The following is a 22802-nucleotide window of genomic DNA, read 5'->3' on the forward strand; positions in this document are numbered from 1 at the left end:
GTTGAACCGTCACGTGAGCGAACCTATATCTATCGACATCTGGTCCGACATCGCCTGCCCGTGGTGCTACATCGGCAAGCGCAATCTTGAGGCGGGCCTGGCCGCTACGGCATCCGATGATGACGCCCCGCAGGTGAACATCACGTTCCACTCGTTCGAACTCTCACCCGACACTCCCGTCGACTTCGACGGCGACGAGATCGACTTCCTCGCAGGGCACAAGGGAATGCCTCGCGAGCAGGTCACCGAGATGCTCGAGAATGTGACGAACGTCGCGAAGAACGCGGGCCTCGAGTACCGCTTCGATCTGCTCAAGCACACCAACACGGTGAAGGCGCACGAGCTGCTGCACCACGCCAAGGCGGAAGGGCGCCAGCACGAGATGGAAGAGCGTCTGATGGCGGCGTACTTCACTGAAGGCAAGCACGTCGGCCGCGTCGATGACCTCGTCGAACTCGCCGTCGAGGTGGGGCTGGATGCTGATTCCACGCGCGACGCGCTCAACAACGACAGGTACCTGCCCGCCGTTCGGCAGGATCAGGCGCAGGCCCGCGCCTATGGCATTCAGGGCGTGCCGTTCTTCGTCGTCGACGGTCAGTACGGCATCTCGGGCGCGCAGCCGCCGGAGGCGTTCGCCAGCGTGCTGCGTGACGTGTGGACCAAGCGCGGCGAGGCCGAGTCCGTGGATACCGGACTGACGACCGAGGCGTAACGGATCAGCGGTGCAGGGCGTCCTCGATCGCGCTGATGATCTCGGGGGCGTCCGGCTTCTGCTTCGGACGGAATCGCTTCACTTCACCGTTCGGCAGTACGAGGAACTTCTCGAAGTTCCACTCGACACGGCCGCCCTTGCCCGCGGCATCCGGCGTCTGCTTGAGCGTTTTGTAAAGCTCGACCGCGCCACGTCCATTCACCTTCACCTTGTCGGCGAGCGGGAAGGTGATCCCGTACGTGGTCGAGCAGAACTCCTGGATCTGCTCGAGCGACCCGGGCTCCTGCCCCATGAACTGGTTGCACGGGAAGCCCACGACGCTGAATCCGCGGTCGCCGTAGGTGCGCTGCAGCTCCTCGAGCTGTTCGTACTGCGGCGTGAGCCCGCACTTGGAGGCCACGTTGACAACGAGAACGACGTCGGCGCCGAAGTCGTCGAGGGTCTTCTGTGCTCCGCTGCCATCAGTGAACGGGATCTGGCGCACGAGGGAATCAGTCATATCCACACCCTACGTGCGGATGCGACGCAGGGCGCTCGGGGATGGGAGAATGAAGAGGAGATGACTATTGCCGCAGCACCTGCCCGCGCACTGCGCATCGGCCCGATCGACCTCGACGTGCCGGTCGTTCTCGCGCCCATGGCAGGGATCACGAATACCGCTTTTCGTCGTCTGTGCCGGGAGTACGGAGCTGGACTCTACGTCAGCGAGATGATCACCTCGCGTGCGCTCGTCGAACACAACGACACGACGATGCGCCTGATCCAGCATCACGAGTCCGAGACACCGCGCTCGATCCAGTTGTACGGCGTCGACCCGAAGACGATCGCAGAGGCCGTGCGCATCATCGTCGCCGAAGATCACGCAGACCACATCGACCTCAACTTCGGTTGCCCTGTTCCCAAGGTCACGCGCAAGGGTGGGGGAGCAGCCCTCCCGTGGAAGACCAAGCTGTTCGCAGACATCGTCGACCAGGCCGTGAAGGCGGCGGGTCCTCTGCCGCTGACGGTCAAGATGCGCAAGGGCATCGACGCGGATCACCTCACCTTCATCGACGCAGGACGTGCGGCAGAAGACGCGGGCGCCGCAGCCGTGGCGCTTCATGCCCGTACTGCCAGCGAGTTCTACTCCGGCCACGCCGACTGGAGCGCGATCGGTGAGCTCAAGCAGGCCGTCACCAGCATCCCGGTGCTGGGAAATGGTGACATCTGGTCTGCTGATGACGCCGTGCAGATGATGGCCGAGACAGACTGCGACGGCGTCGTCGTCGGACGAGGATGCCTCGGCCGACCGTGGCTGTTCGGCGACCTCGCCGCAGCGTTCGGAGCGCCGTCGCGTCCCGTTGACGCCACCCTCGGTTTCGTCGCCGACGCCTTCCGCCGGCACGCCGAACTGCTGGTCGAATTCCTCGGCGATGAAGACCACGGATGCCGCGATATTCGCAAGCACGTCGCCTGGTATTTCAAGGGCTATCCAGTAGGCAGCGATATCCGCACCGGCCTTGCTACGGCGCAGAGCCTTGCGCACATCGACGAACTGCTCGGGCAGCTCGATCATGATGCCCCGTACCCCGGAGCGGATGCTGAGGGACAGCGCGGGCGCGCCGGTCGTCCCAAGCGTCCGGCGCTGCCGGACAAGTGGCTCGAATCGCGCGAGATCGCGGCCGATACCGGTGAGATGCTGCGTGGAGCGGAGATCGAGAACAGTGGCGGTTGACATCGCGTCCGGCACGGGCGCTCGGGCCGACGGATACGAGCCGCGCGATGCCGAGCGATTCGTCACGCAGGCTCACCGATCAGAACGCGACGACTTCGCGCGTGATCGTGCGCGCGTACTGCATTCTGCGGCGCTTCGACGCCTTGCGGCGAAGACGCAGGTGCTCAGCCCCGCCAGCACAGCGGATTTCGCCCGCAACCGGCTGACCCACTCGCTCGAAGTCGCGCAGGTCGGGCGGGAGCTCGCAGTCGCACTCGGGGTCTCCGCAGACGTCGTCGACACCGCCTGCCTCAGTCATGATCTCGGACACCCGCCGTTCGGACACAACGGTGAACGCGCGCTGAATGACTGGGCGGCGCCCATCGGAGGCTTCGAAGGGAACGCGCAGTCATTGCGCATTCTCACCCGGCTCGAAGCCAAGGTTCTCGACGCAGATGGTCACTCCGTCGGCCTCAACCTCACCAGGGCAAGCCTGGATGCCACGTGCAAATACCCCTGGACAGTCGACAACCCCGTGCCAGACCCCGGTGGGCGGCTGAAGTTCGGCGTGTATCCCGAGGACGAGCCAGTATTCCGCTGGATGCGTGAGGGAGCGCCGGGACGCCTGCGGTGCGTCGAAGCCGAGATCATGGATCTCTCCGACGACATCGGCTACTCGGTTCACGACTTCGAAGACGCGATCGTCAATGGCTATCTCGATGTCGCGCAGCTCGCAGATCCCGCCGAACATCACGCGCTCGTCGGTCGCATCCAGCAGTGGGTGGGTTATGACTTCACTCGTGAAGAGCTGGCCGATGCGCTGTACCGGCTCACGAACCAGGAGATGTGGCTGAAGTCCTTCGATCGATCGCGACAGGATCTCGCCCGTCTCAAGAACCTCACCAGCGATCTCATCGGTCGTTTCGCGCGGGCAGCGGTGACAGCGACTCGCGATGCTTACGCAGGGCCGTCTCTGGTGCGTTACAACGCGCACGTCGTCGTGCCGCGAGTCGTCGAGACGGAGATCGCCGTGCTCAAGGGGATCATGGGCCAGGCGATCGTGACGATCGATGCGCGCAAGGGCGTGTACAAGGAGCAGAGGCGGGTGCTCACGCGCCTCGCCGACGCGCTGTGGTCCACGGATGCGCTGTGGAACGCAGGCGCTGATGTGCTCGAGCCCGCCTTCGCGGCCGATTTCGTTGCGGCGCAGACGGATGCGGAGCGGGCGCGCGTCGTCGTCGATCAGATCGCAAGTCTCACCGACCAGACAGCGCTCGACTGGCACGGGCGACTGGTGGGCGACGTCGATCCCGCCGAGGTCGGCATCTGGACTCCGCGCACTGCCCGCACCAGTACGCGGACCCAGACGCACGGTCCCGTGCGCCTCTCCGAAGGCGTGCACTGATGGCCCGCATCCGCCAGGCAGACGTCGACGAGGTCAAATCGCGCACGAACATCGGTGACATCGTCGGTGAGCGCGTCTCGTTGAAGTCGGCCGGCGTCGGCTCGCTCAAGGGCCTCTGCCCTTTTCACGATGAGAAGAGCCCGAGCTTTCACGTGCGACCGCAGGTCGGCTTCTACCACTGCTTCGGGTGCGGCGAATCAGGCGATGTCTACTCGTTCCTGCGGGCGATGGATCATGTCAGCTTCACCGAGGCGGTCGAGCGGCTCGCCGGTCGCCTCGGTTACACGCTGCACTACGAAGATGGGGGAGCCGCCCCCGAGACGAGCGGTCGCAGTCGCCTCTACGCAGCGAACACCGCAGCGGCCGAGTTCTTCCGTGCCCAGCTGCTGACGGCAGAAGCAGAGACCGCCCGGCGCTTTCTCGGTGAGCGCGGCTTCGATGCCGGCGCTGCTGCACACTTCAGCGTCGGTTACGCGCCGCGCGGCTGGGAAGGCATGATGAAGGCCCTCACGGCAGAGGGCTTCACCCGCGACGAGCTCCTGGCGGCGGGCCTCGTCTCTCAGGGGCAGCGCGGCGTGTACGACCGCTTCCGCGGCCGACTGGTCTGGCCGATCCGCGATGTCACCGGTCAGACGATCGGTTTCGGTGCGCGCAAGCTCTACGACGACGACCAGGGGCCGAAGTACCTGAACACCCCCGAGACCATCATCTACAAAAAGGCTCAAGTCCTGTACGGACTCGACCTCGCCAAACGTGACATCTCACGCGGCGACCCGCGCCGAGTCGTGGTCGTCGAGGGCTACACCGACGTCATGGCCTGCCATCTCGCCGGCGTCACCACCGCGATCGCAACGTGTGGCACGGCTTTCGGTTCCGAGCACATCAAGGTGCTGCGCCGCGTGATGGGCGATGATTCCAGCTCGGGCGAGATCGTGTTCACCTTCGACGGCGATGAGGCCGGTCAGAAGGCGGCATTGCGCGCCTTCAGTGAAGACGACCGGTTCAACGCGCAGACTTTCGTCGCCGTTGCGCCCAATGGCCTCGACCCGTGCGATCTGCGTCTGCAGCGCGGCGATGCGGCAGTGCGCGGTCTCATGGACGCCAAGGTTCCGATGTTCGAGTTCGCAATCGACCGCAAGCTCGCAGGTTTCGACCTCGCCACCGTCGAAGGCCAGGTCGGTGCGCTGCGCGCCGCGGCACCCATCGTCGCGGAGATCCGTGACCGTCTGCTGCGGCCGGGGTATGAGCGGGTGCTGGCGAGGCGCCTCGGCATGGATCCGACCGAGATCCATACCGAGGTCGAGCGGGCTGCCCGCGGTGCGGGTGCCGCTCGTGCACAGCATCCCGGTCAGCCGAAGGCACTGTCCTCGGACGCAGCGCCAGCTGCCCCGGAGGTGACGTTGGCGAGCCTTCCCCGCACCGCCGATATCGCGCTCGAGCGGGGAATGCTCATGGGGGCTCTCCAATACGGTCATCAGGTAGACCAGGAGATGCTTGCACGTGCCCTGGGTGAGCCGTTCCGGCATCCCGCTCTTGAGGCGGTGCGCGAGGCCATCGCAGCCGCACCTGACCGCACCAGGGCAGGGTGGTCGATGGCTGCCGTGAACGCCGTCCGTGAGCCGTACCGGTCGTTGGCCGGTGAGCTGCTCATGAGTCCGTTCCCCGCGAGAGATGAGGCCGGAGCTGTGGCCTCGACTGCGGATCTTTCGCGGCGCATGATCGTGCGTGGCCTCGCACGCGAGAAGCAGGAGCTGCTCGGTGCTATTCAGCGGGTGCCGGCTGATTCCGACGGTGGGCGCGCGCTCCGCATGCGGTTGCGTGACATCGACGCCGAGCGTCAGCGCTTCGCCGAGTCGTAACGCGATCTCGGGGATGCTGCACGAGAGGATGGGCTAATGTCACGTAGACCTCACTCTTCGCATGTGATCGACTGCTCCGACCTCGTGATCGATCGGATCGGGCACAGCGCACCGACCCGCGCGGTCGACGGCGTGACATTCGCGCTACCCCCGGGAGAGCTCATCTGCGTCGCAGGCCCCACCGGCTCCGGCAAGTCGACTCTGGTCGCAGCTCTCGCCGGATCGACTGACCCTTCTGTGCGCGTGGTGGGCGGACATGCAGAGGTGTGCGGTGTGAACATCCGAAAGCCTGGGCGCCGTCACCGCGAGCTCACCTATCTGACCGGGTACATTCCTCAGGCGGCCGGGGCTGATCTTCCTCCGACGCTGACCGTGAGCGAGGTTATTGCTGAGCCGATCTTCATTCGCGAGAAGCGTGTGAACAGCAGAGCTCTCTCCATCCGTGTCGCCACCCTTCTTGATGAGATGCATCTGCCGCTGGGAACGGCGGAGAAGTTCCCCTATGAGCTGAGCGCGGGAATGCGGCAGCGCGTCGCCATTGCGCGAGCGTTCGTGCTCGAGCCGAAAGTGCTCATCGCCGACGAGCCGCTGGCCAATCTCGACCTCGAAGTGAGGCCCGTGGTGTTCGACGCGATCACCCGTCGCCGGAAGGAAGACGGGATGGGTGCCTTGATGGTCACCAACGATGCGGCTTTCATCCGAGAACTCGATGCGGAGACACTGATGCTGCGCGGCGGCCATGTGGTGGCCAGAGGGGTCGGCAAAGACCTGCTGTGGGTGCCGGGCGCGCAAGCCGATTCGCCCGGGTGGTGACGGGGAGCACGACACGCCCGACCGGGCCCGTCGATGTCACAGAGGAGCGTGGGAGTTTGCTAAGATTGTGGAGTTGCCTCGGCGACGAAGCATATTCCCCGATAGCTCAATTGGCAGAGCAGCCGGCTGTTAACCGGCAGGTTGTTGGTTCGAGTCCAACTCGGGGAGCAGCATGCAGAAGGCCCCATCCTGTGGATGGGGCCTTCTGCGTTGAGCGGAAGAGTTCAGCGCGCCGAGCCCTTGAAGGAACCGGTCACGTCGAGCGCTGTCATCCCGGTCGTGTCCTTCGGATCCGGTTCGTAGATCATGCACTGGACCAGACGGTCGTTCGCCTGGGTCCAGGTGTCTTCTGTCGGAGTTATCCACCGGAGCGCGAGAGCCGATTCGAAGTAGTCCGTGCCGACGAACTCAGCGAACGCCGGTACGCACTGTGCTTCGATCTCCGTCAGCATCTCTTCTTCGGCGGGCAGGTGGTCGGTCGTGAGCTCGAACTCGAAGAACACCTCGTCGCTGTGCGGATCTGCACACGGCACCACGTCGATCTGCGTGATGTCACCGGCCGAGTCGAATGCAGGTATGCAGTCACTCACTGACAGCGAGAAGATGTCGATGCGTGCATCTTCGGTGACCTGGTTGTCTGCGTTCCGCTGGGGGTCGCTGTCGTCACCGATGATGTCCGCCAGCATGCTGCAGCCGCTCAGTGCGAGACTCAGCACGAGAGCCGATCCCACTATGGCCATTCGACGCGTCATGTGTATCTGGGCTCAGCCTTCCAGGTTGTCGACACCGGGCATCCACTGTGCGCCCGGCCGTCCCCAGCCGCGCTTGCGCGCGATCTTCTGAACGGTCTTCCAGTCGCTGTCAGAGAGCCGGTCCACGTACAGGATGCCGTCGAGATGATCGAACTCATGCTGCATGATCCGCGCGCGCCAGCCATCGACTTCGATGCGCACTGCGGTGTCGTCGAGGTCGATGCCCGTCACCAGAACGCGATCCGCCCGGCGAAGTGGGAACCTCTCACCCGGCACGGACAGGCAGCCCTCGGACTCCTCGTCGGGATCGGGTGATCCAGGCTCCGGAGGTGACATCCACAGCACCGGGTTGATGATTACGCCGCGCCACGGCTGGTCGTCGTCGTCCACGTACGCGTAGGTATAGATCCTCAGCGGTTCACCGACCTGCGGGGCCGCGAGTCCGACGCCGGGAGCGGCATCCATCGTCTCGAACATGTCGGCGACGAGCCGACGGATCTCATCCGTGATCTCATCGACCTCGGATGCGGGGGAGTGCAGGACGGGATCGCCCATGATGCGAATCGGAAGAACAGCCACGCCACAACACTACTGTCCGCGGATAGGCAGGTAGGGTTTTAGTGTGAGCCCCGAGGTGTGGATGTCAGTTGATGAAGTCAGCGATCAGCTGGTCGGGGCTTTCCAGAACCCCGCGCTCCTGCTGGGCATTCCGCTCGCTCTCGCCGGCGCCGTCTGCATGTCGTTCGGCGCACAGTACCAGCATCGCGGCGTCACCAAAGTCGAACGACTCAGCGGTGCGAACGGTGCGGCGGGGCTCAGCGCACGCCAGGTCAAGGGGCTCCTCACGCGGCCTTCATGGCTGATCGGCACACTCCTGCTCGGCCTCGCGATCATCTTCCAGCTCGCGGCTCTCGCTGTTGCTCCTCTGATCGTGGTGCAGCCGCTCGGGGCGATCGCGCTGGTCATCACCACACTTCTGAATGCGCGCGTGTCCGGGCACTCTCCGACGAGGAAGTCCGTCACGTCGATCATCGCCTGCGTGGGTGGGATCTTCCTGTTCGTGTTCCTTGCGGCGATCTTCGCCACAGAGAAGGACGTGACGACGCAGAACCTCTTCGTTATTCTCGCGGCGCTGGTGCTTGTGATCGTCGTTCTCGGGGCCTGTTGGCTGATTCTGCGACACCGGATGCGGGCACTGTTCTACGTGATCGGCGCCGGCGTCCTGTACGGATTCGTCGCGACCCTCGCCAAGGCGATCATCAAGCGCGTGCAGGCCGAGAACTTCGACTGGTTGACTCTGATCTGCGTGGTCGCTCTCATCGCGGCGACGGTTGTCGGCGCGTACTTCGTGCAGACTGCTTACAGTTCGGGCCCGCCGGACCTCGTCATCGCCGGCCTGACCGTGGTCGATCCGCTCGTCGCAGTGATCATCGGCATCGTCGTGCTCGGTGAAGCCGCAGCAGCACCCGCGTGGGTGGTGGTCTCGTTCGTCGTGATCGGTGCTGTCGCGGTATGGGGAGTGGTCGGTCTAGCCCGGTACCACCCGCAGGTGCTCAGCGACAGCCAGGACCTCGGGATCACGCGTGGAAGCAACGGGGCGCCAGGATCGTCGACGAGCTCCGAGAACGGTCAGTAAGCCTGATCGATGAGGTCCTCTGCGACCTCAGCAGCTGCGGCCTCATCGACGAAGAAGATCGTGCGCTTGCGCCCCTTGGCCCCCGCCGCAGGCACGTTCGTATAACTCGCACCCGCGAGCGCGAGCCCGAGCGCCGAGGCCTTGTCTGCGCCGGTCAGTACGAGCCACACGCGCTTCGACGAGTTGATGACGGGCCGGGTGAGGGTTACCCGCTCCGATGGCGGCTTCGGAGAGTCGCGCACTGGCAACACCGAGGCATCCGTTTCAGTGACTTCCGTGCGATCGGGGAAGAGCGATGCGATATGACCGTCAGGTCCGACACCGAGGAAGCACACCGCGAATGACGGCCATGGCTCATCCTCCGTGCCGAACCGCGCGAGTTCTGCCGCGTATGCGGCGGCAGCCTCGTCGAGGGTGAGCCCGCTGTCGGACGCAGGGGCCTCATGCACGTTCTCGGCAGGAACAGAGATGTGGTTCAAGAGCGCGTTTCGCGACTGCAACGCGTTTCGATCGGCAGATTCTCGGGCGACGAAGCGCTCATCGCCCCACCAGAAGTGCACCAGAGACCAATCGATCTGCGCAACCTTCGCATGCGCTGCCACGGACTGCAGCACCGCAGGTCCCATCGACCCGCCGGTGAGGGCGATGTGGGCGATGCGACCATTGCGAGTGCGCGCCTTCACGCGGGTGAGGAACCGGTCGGCGACTCGGGCAGCGACGGCTGCCGGAGTCGGCTCGACGACGACGAGCTTCTCAGCGGATCCTGCCTTCATGCGCTTCAGGCTACCGCCTCGGGTGGCCCCAGCTGTTCCCAGCCTGCGGTGATCACACGGCCATAGAGCACATCGGGGTCGAGCCGGCGCAGCTCTTCGGCAAGGCATTCGCGCAGCGTGCGGCGCGGGAGCACCAGGTCGTGATCAGGCTGGTCGGGCTGGGTGAGCACCGCCACGCCGGGCTCGGTGCGCTCCAGCAGGATGTCGCCGCTTGCACGGCTGAGACGCACCGACTTGATTCCCTCGGACCAGCGCTCCGGGTTCTCGTACGACCAGCGAACAGGCACCTGCAGCGCGAGCTGCAGCCATGCTGCCAGCAGGGCGGTGGATGGTGATCCGGCAGCGCCTCGCACGTCGACCGCAGTCACGGCTTCGAACGGGGGCTGGTCAAGGACGGCGGCCAGCTGCTCACGCCAGTGCGTGAGCCTGGTCCATGCCAGGTCCGTGTCGCCGGGTGCGTGGGTGCGTCCCCGGAGGGAGAGCCGATCGCGCACGTCGGGTGAGGTCGCGGCATCGGTGATCCGACGCTGCGCGATCTTCCCCAGCGGTGAGGATGCCGGGTCAGAAGGTGCCTCATCCGGCCACCATGCGACAACCGGTGCGTCGGGAAGCAGCAGCCCGGTGATGAGGCTCTCCTCGTTGCTCGCTGCGTCGCCGTAGGCCCTCAGCACGATGACTTCGCTCGCCCCGGCATCTCCGCCGATACGGATCTGCGCGTCGATGTGTGCTTCGCCTTCGCCTGTGGTCACCACGATGACACGCATCGGGTGCTCGCGCGAGGCATCGTTGGCCGCGTCGATCGCTGCCTCTGCGACGCCGTTGCGCGCCGAGATGACGAGTGTCAGCACGCGGCCGAGAGCGACGGCGCCGCCCTCTTCGCGCACCTTCACAAGCTGCTTTGCAACCTTGCTGACTGTGGTGTCGGGAAGATCGATGATCACGGGCGTCTCCAAACTCGTCCGTCGCGGGCAAGAAGCGCGTCAGCGGATTCCGGGCCCCAGGAACCGGGGGCGTACTGCTCCAGAGGGCCGCCCTCGCCGGCCCAGTACTGCTCTACCGGGTCGAGGATCTTCCAGCTGAGCTCGACCTCCTCGTGGCGGGGGAACAGAGGCGGGTCTCCCAGCAGCACGTCCAGGATGAGGCGTTCGTATGCCTCCGGGCTGGCCTCGGTGAAAGCATGACCGTAACCGAAGTCCATCGTCACGTCGCGCACGTTCGTGCCGGTGCCGGGAACCTTGGAACCGAACCGGATCGTGACGCCCTCATCGGGCTGAACGCGGATGACCAGTGCGTTCTGGCCGAGCTCAGCGGCATTTCCGCGTCCGAACAGGTGCTCGGGGGCCCGGTTGAAGACCACGGCGATCTCGGTGACGCGCCGGCCGAGGCGCTTTCCGCTACGCAGGTAGAACGGCACACCAGCCCAGCGGCGGTTGGCGATCTCGAGCTTGATGGCCGCATAGGTCTCGGTGACCGAGGCCGGGTTCATGCCGTCCTCTTCGAGGAACCCGTCGACCTGCTGACCACCCTGCCAGCCGCCTGCGTACTGCCCGCGGGCAGTGGCGAGAGACAGGTCTTCTGGGAGCTTCACCGCCGCGAGGACCTTCTCCTTCTCTGCGCGCAGGTTCTCGGCGGAGAGACTGATGGGCTCCTCCATCGCCGTGAGGGCGAGCAGCTGGAGGAGGTGGTTCTGGATCACGTCGCGCGCGGCGCCGATACCGTCGTAGTATCCGGCGCGTCCGCCGACGCCGATGTCCTCGGCCATCGTGATCTGCACGTGGTCGACGAAGTTGCGGTTCCAGATCGGCTCGTACAGCGCGTTGGCGAAGCGCAGCGCGAGGATGTTCTGCACCGTCTCTTTGCCGAGGTAGTGATCGATGCGGAAGATCGAATCTGCCGGGAATGCCACCTCGAGAGCCTCGTTCAGCGCACGTGCGGATTCGAGGTCGTTGCCGAAGGGCTTCTCGATCACGACGCGACGCCAGCGGTCTTCGCCGCGGTCATCGCCGACCAGGCCGGACTCCTTGAGCTGCTTGGCGACCAGCGGGAAGGACTTCGGTGGGATCGACAGGTAATAGGCGTGGTTGCCCATCGTGCCTCGTTCGACGTCGAGCTTCTCGACGGTCTCGCGGAGCTTCGCGAACGAGTCAGGGTTGTCGAACTCCCCGGAGACGAAACGGATGCCCTGCAGGAGCTGCTGCCAGGTCTCTTCGCGGAACTCGGTGCGGGCGTGCTCCTTGACGGCGTCGTAGACCACCTCCGCGAAGTCTTGGTCCTCCCAGTCACGCCGGGCGAACCCGACGAGCGCGAACCCGGGTGGCAGCAGGCCACGGTTGGCCAGGTCGTAGACCGCGGGCATGAGCTTCTTGCGGGACAGGTCGCCGGTCACACCGAAGATCACCAGGGCACTGGGTCCTGCGATTCGATTGAGACGGCGGTCATCGGGGTCGCGCAGCGGGTTGTGGCCGCGTGATACGGGAACGGTCATCGGTGGGGGATGCTCCAGGTGGAAGGATTATTTCTGGGCGGCTTCGAAAAGAGTGAGTACGTCAGCCGAGTCGTCTGTAATGGTCAACGTCACGACGGGGCGACCGTGTTCCGCGAGTACCGCTGCGTCTCCGATCGCCTGAGCCTGGATGAGCTGACCATAGGTGAACGGACGTCCGGGGATCTCGAGATCCACGTCTGTGCGCTCGAGGATCTGCAGGAAGACTCCCTGCTCGGGTCCGCCCTTGTGATACTGGCCGGTCGAATGCAGAAAGCGCGGACCCCAGCCGAACGTGGTCGGTCGTCCGCAATCAGCGGCGACCAGCTCGCGAAGACCCTGCAGCTGCGGAATCTCGATGCGATTCACGTAGGCCTGGATCGCAACGTAGCCGTCTTCGGGAAGACGTGCCCACAGCGCATCCATGACGGCTTCGATGTCGCCCGACTCCGTGAGTGCGGCATCCGAGGCGCGCACCTCGATTCCGTTCTGGACGAATGCCGGGGCAACGGCCTCGGGGCGGGAGTCGAGAAGACCACGTGCGGCGACCTTCGCCGATTCGACATCGGGCTGGTCGAAGGGGTTGATGCCGAGGAGTCGGCCAGCGATCGCTGTGGCGTACTCCCACACGATGAAGCTCGCCCCGAGCGAGCCGCTGACGAGGATCTCGCCCTGGTGGCGTTCGCTGAGGTGGAACTGGTTCGCGTCATCGACCAGGCGCACGATCTGCAGGTCATCCGGCAGCTGGTCGAGTTCAGGCGAGACGGGCAGCAGGACGACGGGCAGGATGCCCGTGCCGTTCTTTCCCGTCGATTCCGCGACCAACTGCTCGATCCAGTCCGGGAGCCCCACGATGTGGGTGCCGTCGGTGACGAGACCGAGCTTGTCGCGCCGCGGCTGTGTTGCGGCGATCGCCGCTCCCAGCCGGAGTGCGGGGTTGTCGGCCTGGTCGATTGCCACCTGCAGCAGCGTCGCCTCGGCCTCGTCGAGGAGCTCGTCGATGTCGACGCCGGCGAGTCCAGACGGCACAAGACCGAACGCGGTGAGCGCCGAGTAGCGGCCGCCGACGTTCGGGTCTGCATTGAAGACCCGGTAACCGGCTTCGCGCGCGGAGATGTCCAAGGGAGAGCCGGGATCGGTGACGACGACGATCCGCCCGACCGGGTCGATGCCGATGTCGCGGAACGCCGTCTCGAAGGTACGCCGCTGCGAGTCGGTCTCGATCGTGGAGCCGGACTTCGACGACACGACCAGGACTGTCTCTGCCAGCTCCTCATCCAGCGCCGCGAGCACCTGGCCGGGGGCAGTCGAATCGAGGATCGTCAGCGGCACACCTGCGGTCTGCGCGATGACCTCGGGCGCAAGAGAGGATCCACCCATGCCCGCGAGCACGACGCGGCGCACGCCCGCGGCGCGGAGCTCGTCGCGCAGGGCGACGATCTCGGCCACGAGCGGGCGCGAAAGCGAGACCGCCTCGACCCAGCCCAGGCGCTTGGATGCCTCTTCTTCAGCATCTGCACCCCACAGGGTCGAATCGAAGGCGGTGAGGCGCGAGGCGACGAGTTCGTCGACGAGGTGCGGGACAACGTCTTCGATGGCGGCTTTCGCCGCACCGGAGGCATGGATGGAGAAGGTCATCGCTGAGCCTTGAGACCTTCTGCGACCTGCGCGAGCAGGTCATGCCAGGAATCGATGAACTTGGCAACGCCCTCGTCCTCGAGCACCTGGGTGACATCGGCGAAGTCGACGCCGACCTTCTCGAGGCCCGTGAAGACCTCGCGGGCCTCTTCGTAGCCCGCGGTGATCGTGTCGCCGCCGATGACGCCGTGGTCGAAGGTGGCCTCGAGAGTCTTCTCGGGCATGGTGTTCACAACGCCCTTGGCGACCAGCTCGGTGACGTAGAGCGTGTCGGGCAGGGCGGGATCCTTGACACCCGTGGAGGCCCACAGCGGGCGCTGCAGGTTCGCACCGGCGTCCAGGAGAGCCTTTGCGCGGTCGTCGGCGAAGGTCTTCTCGAACAGCTCGTATGCGAGACGGGCGTTCGCAAGGCCCGCCTTGCTCTTCAGCGCCAGTGCCTCATCGGTGCCGATCGCCGCAAGGCGCTTGTCGGTCTCGGTGTCGACGCGCGAGACGAAGAAGGAGGCAACGGACTCGATCGTGGACAGATCGATGCCGGCGGCCTTCGCGGTCTCCAGCCCGGTCAGGTACGCGTCGATGACCTCTGCGTAGCGCTCCAGGCTGAAGATGAGCGTGACGTTGACGCTGATGCCTGCACCGATCGCCTGCGCGATGGCGGGAAGCCCTGCCTTGGTGGCCGGAATCTTCACCAGCAGGTTCGGGCGATCGATTTTGGCCCACAGCTCCTTCGCCTGCGCGACGGTGCCGTCGGTGTCGTGTGCGAGGTCGGGGGAGACCTCGATCGATACGCGACCGTCGACGTGGCCGGAAGCCTCCCAGACCGGGCGGAAGATGTCGAGCGCTGCGCCGACATCCTGCGTGGTCGCGGCGAACACCGCTTCTTCTGCGGTCGCGCCGGAGGCGGCAAGCTCAGCGACCTGTGCGTCGTACGACGTGTCGTTCTTGTCGGTGATCGCGTTCGCGAAGATCGTCGGGTTCGTGGTGACACCGGTGACGTTGCGGGACTCGATCAGCTCGGCGAGGTTTCCCGAGTTGATGCGGGTGCGCGAGAGGTCGTCCAGCCAGATGCTGACGCCGGCGTCGTGAAGCTGAGAGGTGGGGGTGCTCATGCGTTCTCCTTGATGGTCTCGCGGGCCGCCTCGACGACGGCTTCGGCGGTGATGCCGAACTTCTGGAACAGTGTCTTGTAATCGGCGGATGCACCGAAGTGATCGATTGCGATGGAGCGGCCGGTGTCGCCGACGATGCCGCGCCAGCTGAGCGCAGAGCCCGCTTCGACCGAGACGCGGGCCTTGACGCCCTTCGGCAGGACGGACTCACGGTACGCGGCATCCTGCTCGTCGAACCACTCCAACGACGGAGCCGAGACGACGCGAGCGTTGATGCCCTCGCCAGCGAGCGTCTCGCGAGCGGCAACCGCGAGCTGCACTTCGGATCCGGTGGCGATGAGGATGACGTCCGGGGTGCCGCCCGGTGCCTCGGCGAGCACGTATGCACCCTTGGCGGTGTTCTCGGCCGACGCGAATGCATCACCGGATGCTGCGCCTTCGCCGCGCACGAAGTTCGGCACGTTCTGGCGGGTCAGGGCGAGACCGGTCGGGCCCCCGTGGCGACGGAGGATCTCCAGCCACGCGGCGGCCGTCTCATTGCCGTCCGCGGGGCGCACGACAGTGAAGTTGGGGATCGCGCGGAGCGTTGCGAGCTGCTCGATCGGCTGGTGGGTGGGGCCGTCCTCGCCCAGGGCCACGGAGTCGTGGGTCCACACGAAGATGCTCGGAATGTTCATCAGCGCGGCCAGGCGGACAGCGGGACGCATGTAGTCGCTGAAGATCAGGAACGTGCCGCCGAAGGAGCGAGTCTTGCCGTGCAGCGTGATGCCGTTGAGGATCGCTCCCATCGCGTGCTCACGGATGCCGAAGTGCAGCACGCGACCGTACGGGCTGCCCGACCATTCGTCGGTCGTCCACTCGGTGGGGATGAACGACTTCGCACCGGCGATGGTGGTGTTGTTGGATCCTGCGAGGTCGGCGGAACCGCCCCACAGCTCGGGGAGCTCGGGTGCGAGGGCATTGATGACCTTGCCGGATGCTGCGCGCGTGGACACCTCGGTGCCGCCCTCGAATGCGGGCAGGGCCTTCTCGAGGCCCTCGGGCAGAGCCTGTGCCTCGAGGCGATCGAGGAGAGCCTTGTTCTCGGGGTTCGCCGCTGCCCAGGCATCGAAGTCGGCCTGCCAGGCCGCACGAGCCTCTGCCGCACGCGAGGCGAGTTCGCGGGTGTGCGCGATGACGGCGTCCTCGACGACGAAGCTCTTCTTCGGGTCGAACCCGAGGACCTCCTTGGTCGCGGCGACCTCGTCGGCGCCCAGCGCGTTGCCATGCACCGTCTCTGTGCCGGCCTTGTTCGGGGCCGGGTAGCCGATGATCGTCTTGAGGATGACCAGGGTCGGCTTCTCCGTCTCTGCCTTGCCAGTCTCGATCGCGTCGAAGAGTTCCTGAGCATCTTCGATGTACGCACCGGTGCGAGTCCAGTCGACCTCGAGCACCTGCCAGCCGTACGAACGGTAACGGGCGGCGACATCCTCGGTGAATGCGACGTCTGTGTCGCCCTCGATCGAGATGCGGTTCGAGTCGTAGATCGCGATCAGGTTGCCGAGCTGCTGGTGGCCGGCCAGCGAGGAAGCCTCGCTGGTGACGCCTTCCTGCAGATCGCCATCTCCGGCGATGACGTACACGAAGTGATCGAACGGGCTCGTGCCCGCGGCGGCCTCGGGGTCGAACAGACCGCGCTCGTAGCGTGCGGCATAGGCGAAGCCGACCGCGGAGGCGAGGCCCTGGCCGAGGGGACCGGTGGTGATCTCCACGCCCTTGGTGTGGCCGTACTCAGGGTGCCCAGGCGTGAGTGATCCCCAGGTGCGCAGCGCTTCGAGGTCGCTCAGCTCCAGGCCGAACCCGCCGAGGTAGAGCTGCACGTACTGAGTGAGCGAGGAGTGACCGACCGAGAGGACGAATCGATCGCGGCCCAGCCAGTCGGTGTCGTTCGGGTCGTGGCGGAGCACACGCTGATAGAGCAAGTACGCAACGGGCGCGAGGCTCATTGCGGTGCCTGGGTGACCGTTACCGACCTTCTGCACGGCATCCGCCGCAAGAATTCGCGCGGTATCCACGGCGCGTCGGTCGATCTCTTCCCACTGCAGTTCGGTCACGGTTATGCCCTTTCCAACAACTTACGAGGGCGCCCAATTCCATAGCGTTCCGCGTCGTCGGGGAAAAATGCACAGCGCCGGGCGCGCGAGTGATTTTCAGCTTAGCGTCGTGCCGATGGTGTCGATACGACATTTCGTTCTCTTGCATACCGGTGCAGATGGCCTGCATTAGACTGGAGAGGTTGTCACAGCGCGTGCGGAGGAGGCGATCGGTATCTCGACCATGTCCCAGCCGACGGCGGTGAAGAAGTCGATCGGTCAGACGATCAAGGCTTATGTCGCACTGACGAAGCCGCGTGTCCTTGAGCTTCTGCTTGTGTCGACCGTGCCTGTCATGTTCCTCGCTGCGGGCGGCATGCCGAATCTCTGGCTCGTGCTTGCCACGGTCATCGGCGGCGCGATGAGCGCCGGTTCTGCCGCATCGTTCAACATGTACATCGACCGCGACATGGATGCGCACATGCATCGGACGCAGAACCGTCCCATCATCACCGGCCAGGTCACACCGCGCGCTGCGCTGATCTTCTCGTGGGTGCTCGCCGTCGCATCGACCCTCTGGCTGCTCGCGACGACCAACCTGCTGACTGCTTCGCTTTCGGTCGCCGCGATCTTCTTCTACGTGGTGATCTACACGCTGATCCTCAAGCGCCGTACCGAGCAGAACATCATCTGGGGTGGAATCGCTGGATGCTTCCCCGTCGTCATCGGCTGGTCCGCTGTCACCGGCGATGTGGCATGGCCGGCCATCGTGCTGTTCGTGCTCATTTTCCTGTGGACTCCGGCGCACTACTGGCCGCTGTCGATGAAGTACCGCGATGACTACTCCGGCGCGGACGTTCCCATGCTCGGGGTGACTCGCAACGCATCTCAGGTCGGCCTCCAGGTGATCCTCTACGCGTGGGCCACCGTGGCGTGCTCGTTGCTGCTGATCCCCGTCGCAGGCATGGGGCTGGTGTACACGGTTTCCGCTCTCGTCTTCGGCGGCTGGTTCATCTACGAGTCGCACCGCCTGTATGACCAGGCGGTGCGAGGCTCGAATCCGCGTCCGATGCGTGTGTTCCACGCATCGATCACTTACTTGACGCTGATCTTCGTGGCGGTCGCGATCGACCCGCTGCTGCCGTTCTGATCCGAATCTTCGAACGCTGGCGCTTCTTCTGCCTCTGGCGCATCTTCGAGCTCTGGCGCCTCTTCCGGCGTTGAGAATTCGTTCTCAGCGCCTCGGTCGATCTCTGCGACAGTCGCGGGAGTGCGCGGGGCCACAATCGCCTTCACCGCCGCGAGGCCGAGTGTGAGAAGGACCCCGATGATGCCCGCTGCGAGGATCGCGGCGCCGGCTGTGATCCATGCCTGCCCGACGTAGACCTCGATGTTGGTCGCGCTGCCGTCGAGAAGGGTCCGTTGCATGGTGCTCGTGTTGTCCAAGACGAGCCAGCCGCCGACGAACGCGGCGACGAGCGAGAGTGCCAGGAGAAGCCAGTAAGGGATGCTGCGCGAGAGGGACGTATTCTTCATGCCCGCCAGCATCCACACCCTTCTGATGCAGAAGCGATGTGCGCGCTATGGGCGGGCTGGGCGCTTCAGCCGAAGAACGACGACCGTGTAGGCCGCAGCCGACAGCGATGCGAGAACCATGTGGATGCCGACGAGAAGCGCTGGCAGCCCCTCCCGCGCCTGCCAGACGCCGACGAAGATCTGCACTGCCACGACGATCGCAAGGACGGTGAGCCAGTATCGCGGCTGAAGTCGCAGCATCCAGGCGGAGATGAGCAGGGCGGCGATGAGCCCGGCGAGGATGTAGCCGGGCCACGAGTGCACGTGCGCGAGCACGGTCGCGTCGAACCCGTCCCTGATGACGTTGGCGTCGCCGGAGTGCGGGCCGGAGCCGGTCGTCAGCACGCCGAAGAAGATCGTCGCTGCCAGGGCGAGTCCCGTCAAGTGCGAGAGCGCGGCGAACCAGCGCGGAACCACGCTGACGCGCTGCACGTCCGGCTCTCTCATGCGCACGAGGAATGCCGCGGTCACGCACACGAGCGCGAGCGAGGAAGCGTAATGGAATCCGACGATGAACGGATTGAGCCCGGTAAGTACAGTGATGCCGCCGACGAAGGCCTGCGCGACGACGCCGATCAGCACGATCCACGCCAGTGTCGTCAGATCACGACGGGTGGAGGTGATGCGCAGCGAGTGCACGGCGCCCAGGATCGTGACCAGGATCAGGCCGAGCGTGAAGAACGGGAAGGCCTCATCGGTGAAAGGCAGGGCCACCGCATAGAAGACGACGCCCGTGACGATGCCCGCGAGAGCGAACCAGAGTGCCGCCCGCAACGAGCGGCGCCCGCCCACCGCATGCAGAGTGAGCAGCAGAACCGCGATGGCGAGGAGACCGACGAGGCCGGTCATGGTGCGGTTGCCGAACTCGATGAGGCCGTGGATTCCCTGCACCTCGTAGATCGGCACGAGCGATTCAGGGGTGCACAGCGGCCAATCCGAGCAGCCGAGACCCGAGCCGGTGAGGCGCACCGCGCCACCCGTGCCGATGATGATCACTTCGGCGATGAACGACAGCCAGGCGAACACACGCAGCGGACGACCGATGACGGCCGATGGCTGTCCCTTTCGAGCAGAACGGACATCGGGGGCGACGATCTCGGGCATGTGTCCTCCGGTCCGCGCCTGGACACGCGGACACGGCCCGGATGTCAGGGGAACCTGTAGAATCGGATTGTTGCGATGCATGCCCGCTTGGCGAGAAAGCACCGTTAACAGTTTAGGCGCGAAGATCGCGTCCGTGATGAGGCCCACCAGCGGCACCGAAGCACATCGCCACAGATGTGATTCGACGTGTCGGGGCGGATGACACCGTTTGGGTCCAACGAGGAGAGTGTGATGTCCGATGTGCTGATCGACCGTCCAGAGCTCGATGGTCTGGGGGTGTACGAATTCGGCTGGCACGATGAAGACGCCGCCGGTGCTATCGCGAAACGCGGACTCTCCGAGGACGTCGTCCGCGGAATCTCAGCTCTCAAGAGCGAGCCCGAGTGGATGCTGAAGACTCGCCTGAAGGGCCTGCAGCTGTTCGGGCGCAAGCCGATGCCCACCTGGGGCGCTGACCTCAGCGACATCGACTTCGACAACATCAAATACTTCGTCCGGTCCACCGAGAAGCAGGCACAGTCCTGGGAAGATCTTCCGGCCGAGATCCGCGACACCTACGAGAAGCTCGGTATTCCTGAGGCTGAGCGTCAGCGCCTCGTCGCCGGCGTTGCGGCACAGTACGAGTCCGAGGTCGTGTACCACCAGATCCGTGAGGACCTCGAGCAGCAGGGTGTCATCTTCATGGACACCGACACTGCGCTTCGCGAGCACCCCGAGTTCTTCGAAGAGTACTTCGGCACAGTGATCCCCACCGGGGACAACAAGTTCGCAGCTCTCAACACCGCCGTCTGGTCGGGCGGCTCCTTCGTGTACGTGCCCAAGGGCGTTCACGTCGAGATCCCGCTGCAGGCGTACTTCCGCATCAACACCGAGAACATGGGGCAGTTCGAGCGCACCCTGATCATCGCCGACGAGGACAGCTACGTCCACTACATCGAGGGCTGCACCGCCCCGATCTACAAGTCGGACTCGCTGCACTCCGCTGTGGTCGAGATCATCGTCAAGAAGAACGCTCGCGTTCGCTACACGACGATTCAGAACTGGTCGAACAACGTCTACAACCTCGTCACCAAGCGTGCAGTCGCTCACGAGGGCGCCACCATGGAGTGGGTCGACGGCAACATCGGCTCCAAGGTCACGATGAAGTACCCGTCGATTTACTTGATGGGCGAGCACGCCAAGGGCGAGACGCTCTCGGTCGCATTCGCGGGCCCCGGACAGCACCAGGATGCCGGCGCGAAGATGGTCCACATGGCGCCGTACACGCAGTCGTCGATCGTCTCGAAGTCGATCGCGCGCGGTGGCGGCCGTTCAGCATACCGCGGCGAGGTCCGCGTGGATCCGGCCGCTCACCATTCGGCCAACTCCGTCGTCTGCGACGCGCTTCTGATCGACACGAAGTCGCGCTCCGACACCTACCCGTCGATCGATATCCGCGTCGACGACGTGCAGCTCGGCCATGAGGCCACGGTCTCGAAGGTCAGTGCGGAGCAGCTCTTCTACCTGCAGTCGCGCGGTTTGGAAGAGACCGAGGCGATGGCGATGATCGTGCGCGGCTTCATCGAGCCGATCGCACGCGAACTGCCGATGGAATACGCCATGGAGTTGAACAAGCTCATCGAAATGGGCATGGAAGGATCGGTCGGCTAAATGGCGGCCCAGGCTACCGCGCCCGCAGAGGCGCAGCACACGAACGCGCACATCGACCCGGCGGCTCAGCTGGCGAACTCCGGTTTTATTCCGGTTCAGACCCGTTCGGAGCGTCCGCGCTCCTTCGACCCTGACGACTTCGGCACGCCCACGGGCCGCGAGGTCAACTGGAAGCACACTCCCGTCGCACAGCTGACGCCCCTGTTCAGCACCGCTGAGCAGAACGACGGCGTCACGTACGAGATCGAGAGCGGCACGCAGTTCATCGCCGCTCCACTCGCTGCCGGTGACGCACCACGGGGAGAGTTCTTCGTTCCGGAGGACATCGTCTCCGCTGTCGCATGGCAGGGTACCGATGCAGGCATGCACGTGCGCATCCCGCGCGATGAAGAAGTTGCCGAGCCCGTGTTCATCACGATCACAGGTCAAGGTGCTGACCGTCGCGCCGACGCGCACATCGTCATCGAAGCACTCGAGAACAGCTCAGCGACGGTCGTGCTGCGCCACCTCGGGTCAGCGCAGTATGCGCAGAACGTTGAGATCCTCGCCCGAGGTGGCTCACGTCTGACAGTCATCAGCGTGCAGCGCTGGGAAGATGACGCGGTTCACGCAGCATCCCACCAGGCTCGTGTCGACAAGGATGCACTCCTCAAGCACTTCGTCATCAGCTTCGGCGGCGGCATTGTTCGAGTGAACCCGAACCTCGAGCTTTCGGGTACGGGCTCCGAAGGACGCATGTACGGGCTGAGCTATGCCGACGCAGGACAGCACCTGGAGAGCCAGGTCTACCTGCACCACAAGGGCGCTCACACGATCGGCGATGTTCTTTACAAGGGCGCACTGCAGGGCGAGAAGGCACACAGCGTGTGGATCGGCGACGTGCTCATCGGTGCGGATGCCACCGGCACCGACTCGTACGAAGCGAACCGCAACCTGGTGCTCACCGAGGGCGCACGCGCTGACTCGATCCCGAACCTCGAGATCAAGACCGGTGACATCCTCGGCGCAGGTCACGCCAGTGCGACCGGTCGTTTCGACGACGAGCAGCTGTTCTACCTGCAGACTCGTGGCATCGATGAAGAAGAGGCCCGCCGTCTGGTGGTTCTCGGCTTCCTCAGCGATGTCGTGCAGCGCCTCGGCATCCCCGCTCTGGAAGAGGAGCTGCTCGCAGCGATCGACACCGAACTCACGGCGGTGAGTGCATGACCGCTCAGCGCGCCTGCAGTGCAAGCGAGCTCGAGCAGGACACGCCGTTGCGCGTTGAGCTCGACGGCGTGCCGATCGCCATCGTCAAGGACTCGAATGATGAGATCCACGCGATCGGCGATACCTGCACCCACGGTGCGATCTCGCTCTCCGAAGGATTCGTCGAAGGCGACACGCTGGAATGCTGGGCCCACGGCTCGCAGTTCTCGTTGCTCACCGGCATCCCCCGGAATCTCCCCGCTTATGAGCCCGTTCCGGTCTACGTCGTCACGATCGACGGCGACGACGTGCTCATTGATCCGACTGTGACGAAGGAAGTCTGA

21 protein-coding genes and 1 tRNA gene are annotated in these 22802 nt (G+C 65.0%); 11 read left to right on the forward strand and 11 right to left on the reverse strand.

The window, feature by feature from the left end; genetic code table 11:
• The first annotated feature begins 13 nt into the window (after window positions 1-13).
• Window positions 14-712 (forward strand): DsbA family oxidoreductase, encoded by a 699-nt coding sequence (locus ACN0RC_RS10625; protein ID WP_417511493.1) that lies wholly within the window; start codon window positions 14-16, stop codon window positions 710-712.
• 4 nt (window positions 713-716) lie between these two features.
• On the opposite strand, the gene ACN0RC_RS10630 is transcribed toward ACN0RC_RS10625, so the two are convergent.
• The gene (locus ACN0RC_RS10630; RefSeq protein ID WP_417511495.1) at window positions 717-1211 is read right to left on the reverse strand and encodes a glutathione peroxidase; all 495 of its coding nucleotides are present in this window, start codon (window positions 1209-1211) and stop codon (window positions 717-719) included.
• Window positions 1212-1271: 60 nt separating this feature from the next.
• Between ACN0RC_RS10630 and dusB the strand changes: the two genes are divergently transcribed.
• The 5 genes from dusB (at window position 1272) to ACN0RC_RS10655 (ending at window position 6650) form a co-directional block, all read left to right on the forward strand.
• The gene (gene dusB / locus ACN0RC_RS10635) at window positions 1272-2426 is read left to right on the forward strand and encodes a tRNA dihydrouridine synthase DusB (RefSeq protein WP_417511497.1); all 1155 of its coding nucleotides are present in this window, start codon (window positions 1272-1274) and stop codon (window positions 2424-2426) included.
• The gene (locus tag ACN0RC_RS10640) at window positions 2416-3810 is read left to right on the forward strand and encodes a deoxyguanosinetriphosphate triphosphohydrolase (RefSeq protein ID WP_417511499.1); all 1395 of its coding nucleotides are present in this window, start codon (window positions 2416-2418) and stop codon (window positions 3808-3810) included. The genes dusB and ACN0RC_RS10640 overlap by 11 nt, the downstream gene beginning before the upstream one ends.
• A complete protein-coding gene (gene dnaG / locus ACN0RC_RS10645) occupies window positions 3810-5669 on the forward strand; it encodes a DNA primase (RefSeq protein ID WP_417511501.1) in 1860 nt (619 codons plus the stop codon). The genes ACN0RC_RS10640 and dnaG overlap by 1 nt, the downstream gene beginning before the upstream one ends.
• A 36-nt stretch (window positions 5670-5705) precedes the next feature.
• The gene (locus ACN0RC_RS10650; RefSeq protein WP_417511502.1) at window positions 5706-6482 is read left to right on the forward strand and encodes an ATP-binding cassette domain-containing protein; all 777 of its coding nucleotides are present in this window, start codon (window positions 5706-5708) and stop codon (window positions 6480-6482) included.
• A 95-nt stretch (window positions 6483-6577) separates the two neighbouring features.
• Window positions 6578-6650 (forward strand) — tRNA-Asn (locus ACN0RC_RS10655).
• Window positions 6651-6706: 56 nt separating this feature from the next.
• Here ACN0RC_RS10655 and ACN0RC_RS10660 read toward each other — a convergent pair.
• Both ACN0RC_RS10660 and def read right to left on the reverse strand, forming a co-directional pair.
• Window positions 6707-7222: a septum formation family protein gene (locus ACN0RC_RS10660; protein ID WP_417511504.1), complete on the reverse strand. Its 516-nt coding sequence runs from the start codon at window positions 7220-7222 to the stop codon at window positions 6707-6709.
• Between the two features lie 24 nt (window positions 7223-7246).
• Window positions 7247-7813, reverse strand: a complete 567-nt coding sequence (gene def / locus ACN0RC_RS10665) for a peptide deformylase (protein WP_417511506.1) — start codon at window positions 7811-7813, stop codon at window positions 7247-7249.
• Between the two features lie 61 nt (window positions 7814-7874).
• On the opposite strand from def, the gene ACN0RC_RS10670 reads away from it, so the two are divergent.
• On the forward strand, window positions 7875-8870 hold the full coding sequence (locus tag ACN0RC_RS10670; protein WP_417511698.1) for a DMT family transporter: 996 nt from the start codon (window positions 7875-7877) through the stop codon (window positions 8868-8870).
• Here ACN0RC_RS10670 and pgl read toward each other — a convergent pair.
• Genes pgl through tkt form a run of 6 tightly spaced genes read right to left on the reverse strand, consistent with a single transcriptional unit; the run spans window position 8864 to window position 16965 of the window.
• Window positions 8864-9643 (reverse strand): 6-phosphogluconolactonase, encoded by a 780-nt coding sequence (pgl, locus tag ACN0RC_RS10675; protein ID WP_417511507.1) that lies wholly within the window; start codon window positions 9641-9643, stop codon window positions 8864-8866. The two genes, ACN0RC_RS10670 and pgl, sit on opposite strands and share 7 nt — an antisense overlap.
• A 5-nt stretch (window positions 9644-9648) precedes the next feature.
• A complete protein-coding gene (locus tag ACN0RC_RS10680) occupies window positions 9649-10584 on the reverse strand; it encodes a glucose-6-phosphate dehydrogenase assembly protein OpcA (RefSeq protein WP_417511509.1) in 936 nt (311 codons plus the stop codon).
• Complete coding sequence (gene zwf, locus ACN0RC_RS10685) at window positions 10581-12128, reverse strand: glucose-6-phosphate dehydrogenase (protein WP_417511511.1); 1548 nt, start codon at window positions 12126-12128, stop codon at window positions 10581-10583. Before zwf ends, ACN0RC_RS10680 begins: the two co-directional genes overlap by 4 nt.
• A 27-nt stretch (window positions 12129-12155) precedes the next feature.
• A complete protein-coding gene (locus tag ACN0RC_RS10690) occupies window positions 12156-13763 on the reverse strand; it encodes a glucose-6-phosphate isomerase (RefSeq protein WP_417511513.1) in 1608 nt (535 codons plus the stop codon).
• Complete coding sequence (gene tal, locus ACN0RC_RS10695) at window positions 13760-14872, reverse strand: transaldolase (RefSeq protein WP_417511515.1); 1113 nt, start codon at window positions 14870-14872, stop codon at window positions 13760-13762. Before tal ends, ACN0RC_RS10690 begins: the two co-directional genes overlap by 4 nt.
• Window positions 14869-16965, reverse strand: a complete 2097-nt coding sequence (gene tkt / locus ACN0RC_RS10700; protein WP_417511516.1) for a transketolase — start codon at window positions 16963-16965, stop codon at window positions 14869-14871. The genes tal and tkt overlap by 4 nt, the downstream gene beginning before the upstream one ends.
• 208 nt (window positions 16966-17173) lie before the next feature.
• Here tkt and ACN0RC_RS10705 point away from each other — a divergent pair, with 208 nt between their 5' ends.
• Complete coding sequence (locus tag ACN0RC_RS10705; RefSeq protein ID WP_417511700.1) at window positions 17174-18094, forward strand: heme o synthase; 921 nt, start codon at window positions 17174-17176, stop codon at window positions 18092-18094.
• Here the strand turns inward: ACN0RC_RS10705 and ACN0RC_RS10710 are convergent.
• Both ACN0RC_RS10710 and ACN0RC_RS10715 read right to left on the reverse strand, forming a co-directional pair.
• Window positions 18040-18480 carry a hypothetical protein gene (locus ACN0RC_RS10710; protein WP_417511518.1) on the reverse strand — a complete coding sequence of 147 codons (441 nt, stop codon included), beginning with the start codon at window positions 18478-18480 and terminating at the stop codon, window positions 18040-18042. The two genes, ACN0RC_RS10705 and ACN0RC_RS10710, sit on opposite strands and share 55 nt — an antisense overlap.
• A gap of 45 nt (window positions 18481-18525) precedes the next feature.
• Window positions 18526-19623 (reverse strand): COX15/CtaA family protein, encoded by a 1098-nt coding sequence (locus tag ACN0RC_RS10715; RefSeq protein WP_417511520.1) that lies wholly within the window; start codon window positions 19621-19623, stop codon window positions 18526-18528.
• 231 nt (window positions 19624-19854) lie between these two features.
• On the opposite strand from ACN0RC_RS10715, the gene sufB reads away from it, so the two are divergent.
• From sufB to ACN0RC_RS10730, 3 genes are read left to right on the forward strand one after another with little or no spacing between them, the layout of a single operon-like run.
• On the forward strand, window positions 19855-21273 hold the full coding sequence (gene sufB / locus ACN0RC_RS10720) for a Fe-S cluster assembly protein SufB (protein WP_417511522.1): 1419 nt from the start codon (window positions 19855-19857) through the stop codon (window positions 21271-21273).
• Complete coding sequence (sufD, locus tag ACN0RC_RS10725; protein WP_417511524.1) at window positions 21274-22479, forward strand: Fe-S cluster assembly protein SufD; 1206 nt, start codon at window positions 21274-21276, stop codon at window positions 22477-22479. It abuts the gene before it with no gap.
• Window positions 22476-22802 carry a non-heme iron oxygenase ferredoxin subunit gene (locus tag ACN0RC_RS10730; protein WP_417511526.1) on the forward strand — a complete coding sequence of 109 codons (327 nt, stop codon included), beginning with the start codon at window positions 22476-22478 and terminating at the stop codon, window positions 22800-22802. The genes sufD and ACN0RC_RS10730 overlap by 4 nt, the downstream gene beginning before the upstream one ends.

This window comes from Microbacterium sp., from assembly GCF_048259935.1.
GTDB lineage: Bacteria > Actinomycetota > Actinomycetes > Actinomycetales > Microbacteriaceae > Microbacterium.

Excerpts from the sequence above, each read along its gene's own strand:
- ACN0RC_RS10630 (WP_417511495.1), bottom strand. The coding sequence starts at position 1,211 with ATGACTGATTCCCTCGTGCGCCAGATCCCGTTCACTGATGGCAGCGGA.
- dusB (WP_417511497.1), top strand. The coding sequence starts at position 1,272 with ATGACTATTGCCGCAGCACCTGCCCGCGCACTGCGCATCGGCCCGATC.
- dnaG (WP_417511501.1), top strand. The coding sequence starts at position 3,810 with ATGGCCCGCATCCGCCAGGCAGACGTCGACGAGGTCAAATCGCGCACG.
- ACN0RC_RS10650 (WP_417511502.1), top strand. The coding sequence starts at position 5,706 with ATGTCACGTAGACCTCACTCTTCGCATGTGATCGACTGCTCCGACCTC.
- ACN0RC_RS10660 (WP_417511504.1), bottom strand. The coding sequence starts at position 7,222 with ATGGCCATAGTGGGATCGGCTCTCGTGCTGAGTCTCGCACTGAGCGGC.
- ACN0RC_RS10670 (WP_417511698.1), top strand. The coding sequence starts at position 7,875 with ATGTCAGTTGATGAAGTCAGCGATCAGCTGGTCGGGGCTTTCCAGAAC.
- pgl (WP_417511507.1), bottom strand. The coding sequence starts at position 9,643 with ATGAAGGCAGGATCCGCTGAGAAGCTCGTCGTCGTCGAGCCGACTCCG.
- zwf (WP_417511511.1), bottom strand. The coding sequence starts at position 12,128 with ATGACCGTTCCCGTATCACGCGGCCACAACCCGCTGCGCGACCCCGAT.
- ACN0RC_RS10690 (WP_417511513.1), bottom strand. The coding sequence starts at position 13,763 with ATGACCTTCTCCATCCATGCCTCCGGTGCGGCGAAAGCCGCCATCGAA.
- tal (WP_417511515.1), bottom strand. The coding sequence starts at position 14,872 with ATGAGCACCCCCACCTCTCAGCTTCACGACGCCGGCGTCAGCATCTGG.
- ACN0RC_RS10710 (WP_417511518.1), bottom strand. The coding sequence starts at position 18,480 with ATGAAGAATACGTCCCTCTCGCGCAGCATCCCTTACTGGCTTCTCCTG.
- ACN0RC_RS10715 (WP_417511520.1), bottom strand. The coding sequence starts at position 19,623 with ATGCCCGAGATCGTCGCCCCCGATGTCCGTTCTGCTCGAAAGGGACAG.
- sufB (WP_417511522.1), top strand. The coding sequence starts at position 19,855 with ATGTCCGATGTGCTGATCGACCGTCCAGAGCTCGATGGTCTGGGGGTG.
- sufD (WP_417511524.1), top strand. The coding sequence starts at position 21,274 with ATGGCGGCCCAGGCTACCGCGCCCGCAGAGGCGCAGCACACGAACGCG.
- ACN0RC_RS10730 (WP_417511526.1), top strand. The coding sequence starts at position 22,476 with ATGACCGCTCAGCGCGCCTGCAGTGCAAGCGAGCTCGAGCAGGACACG.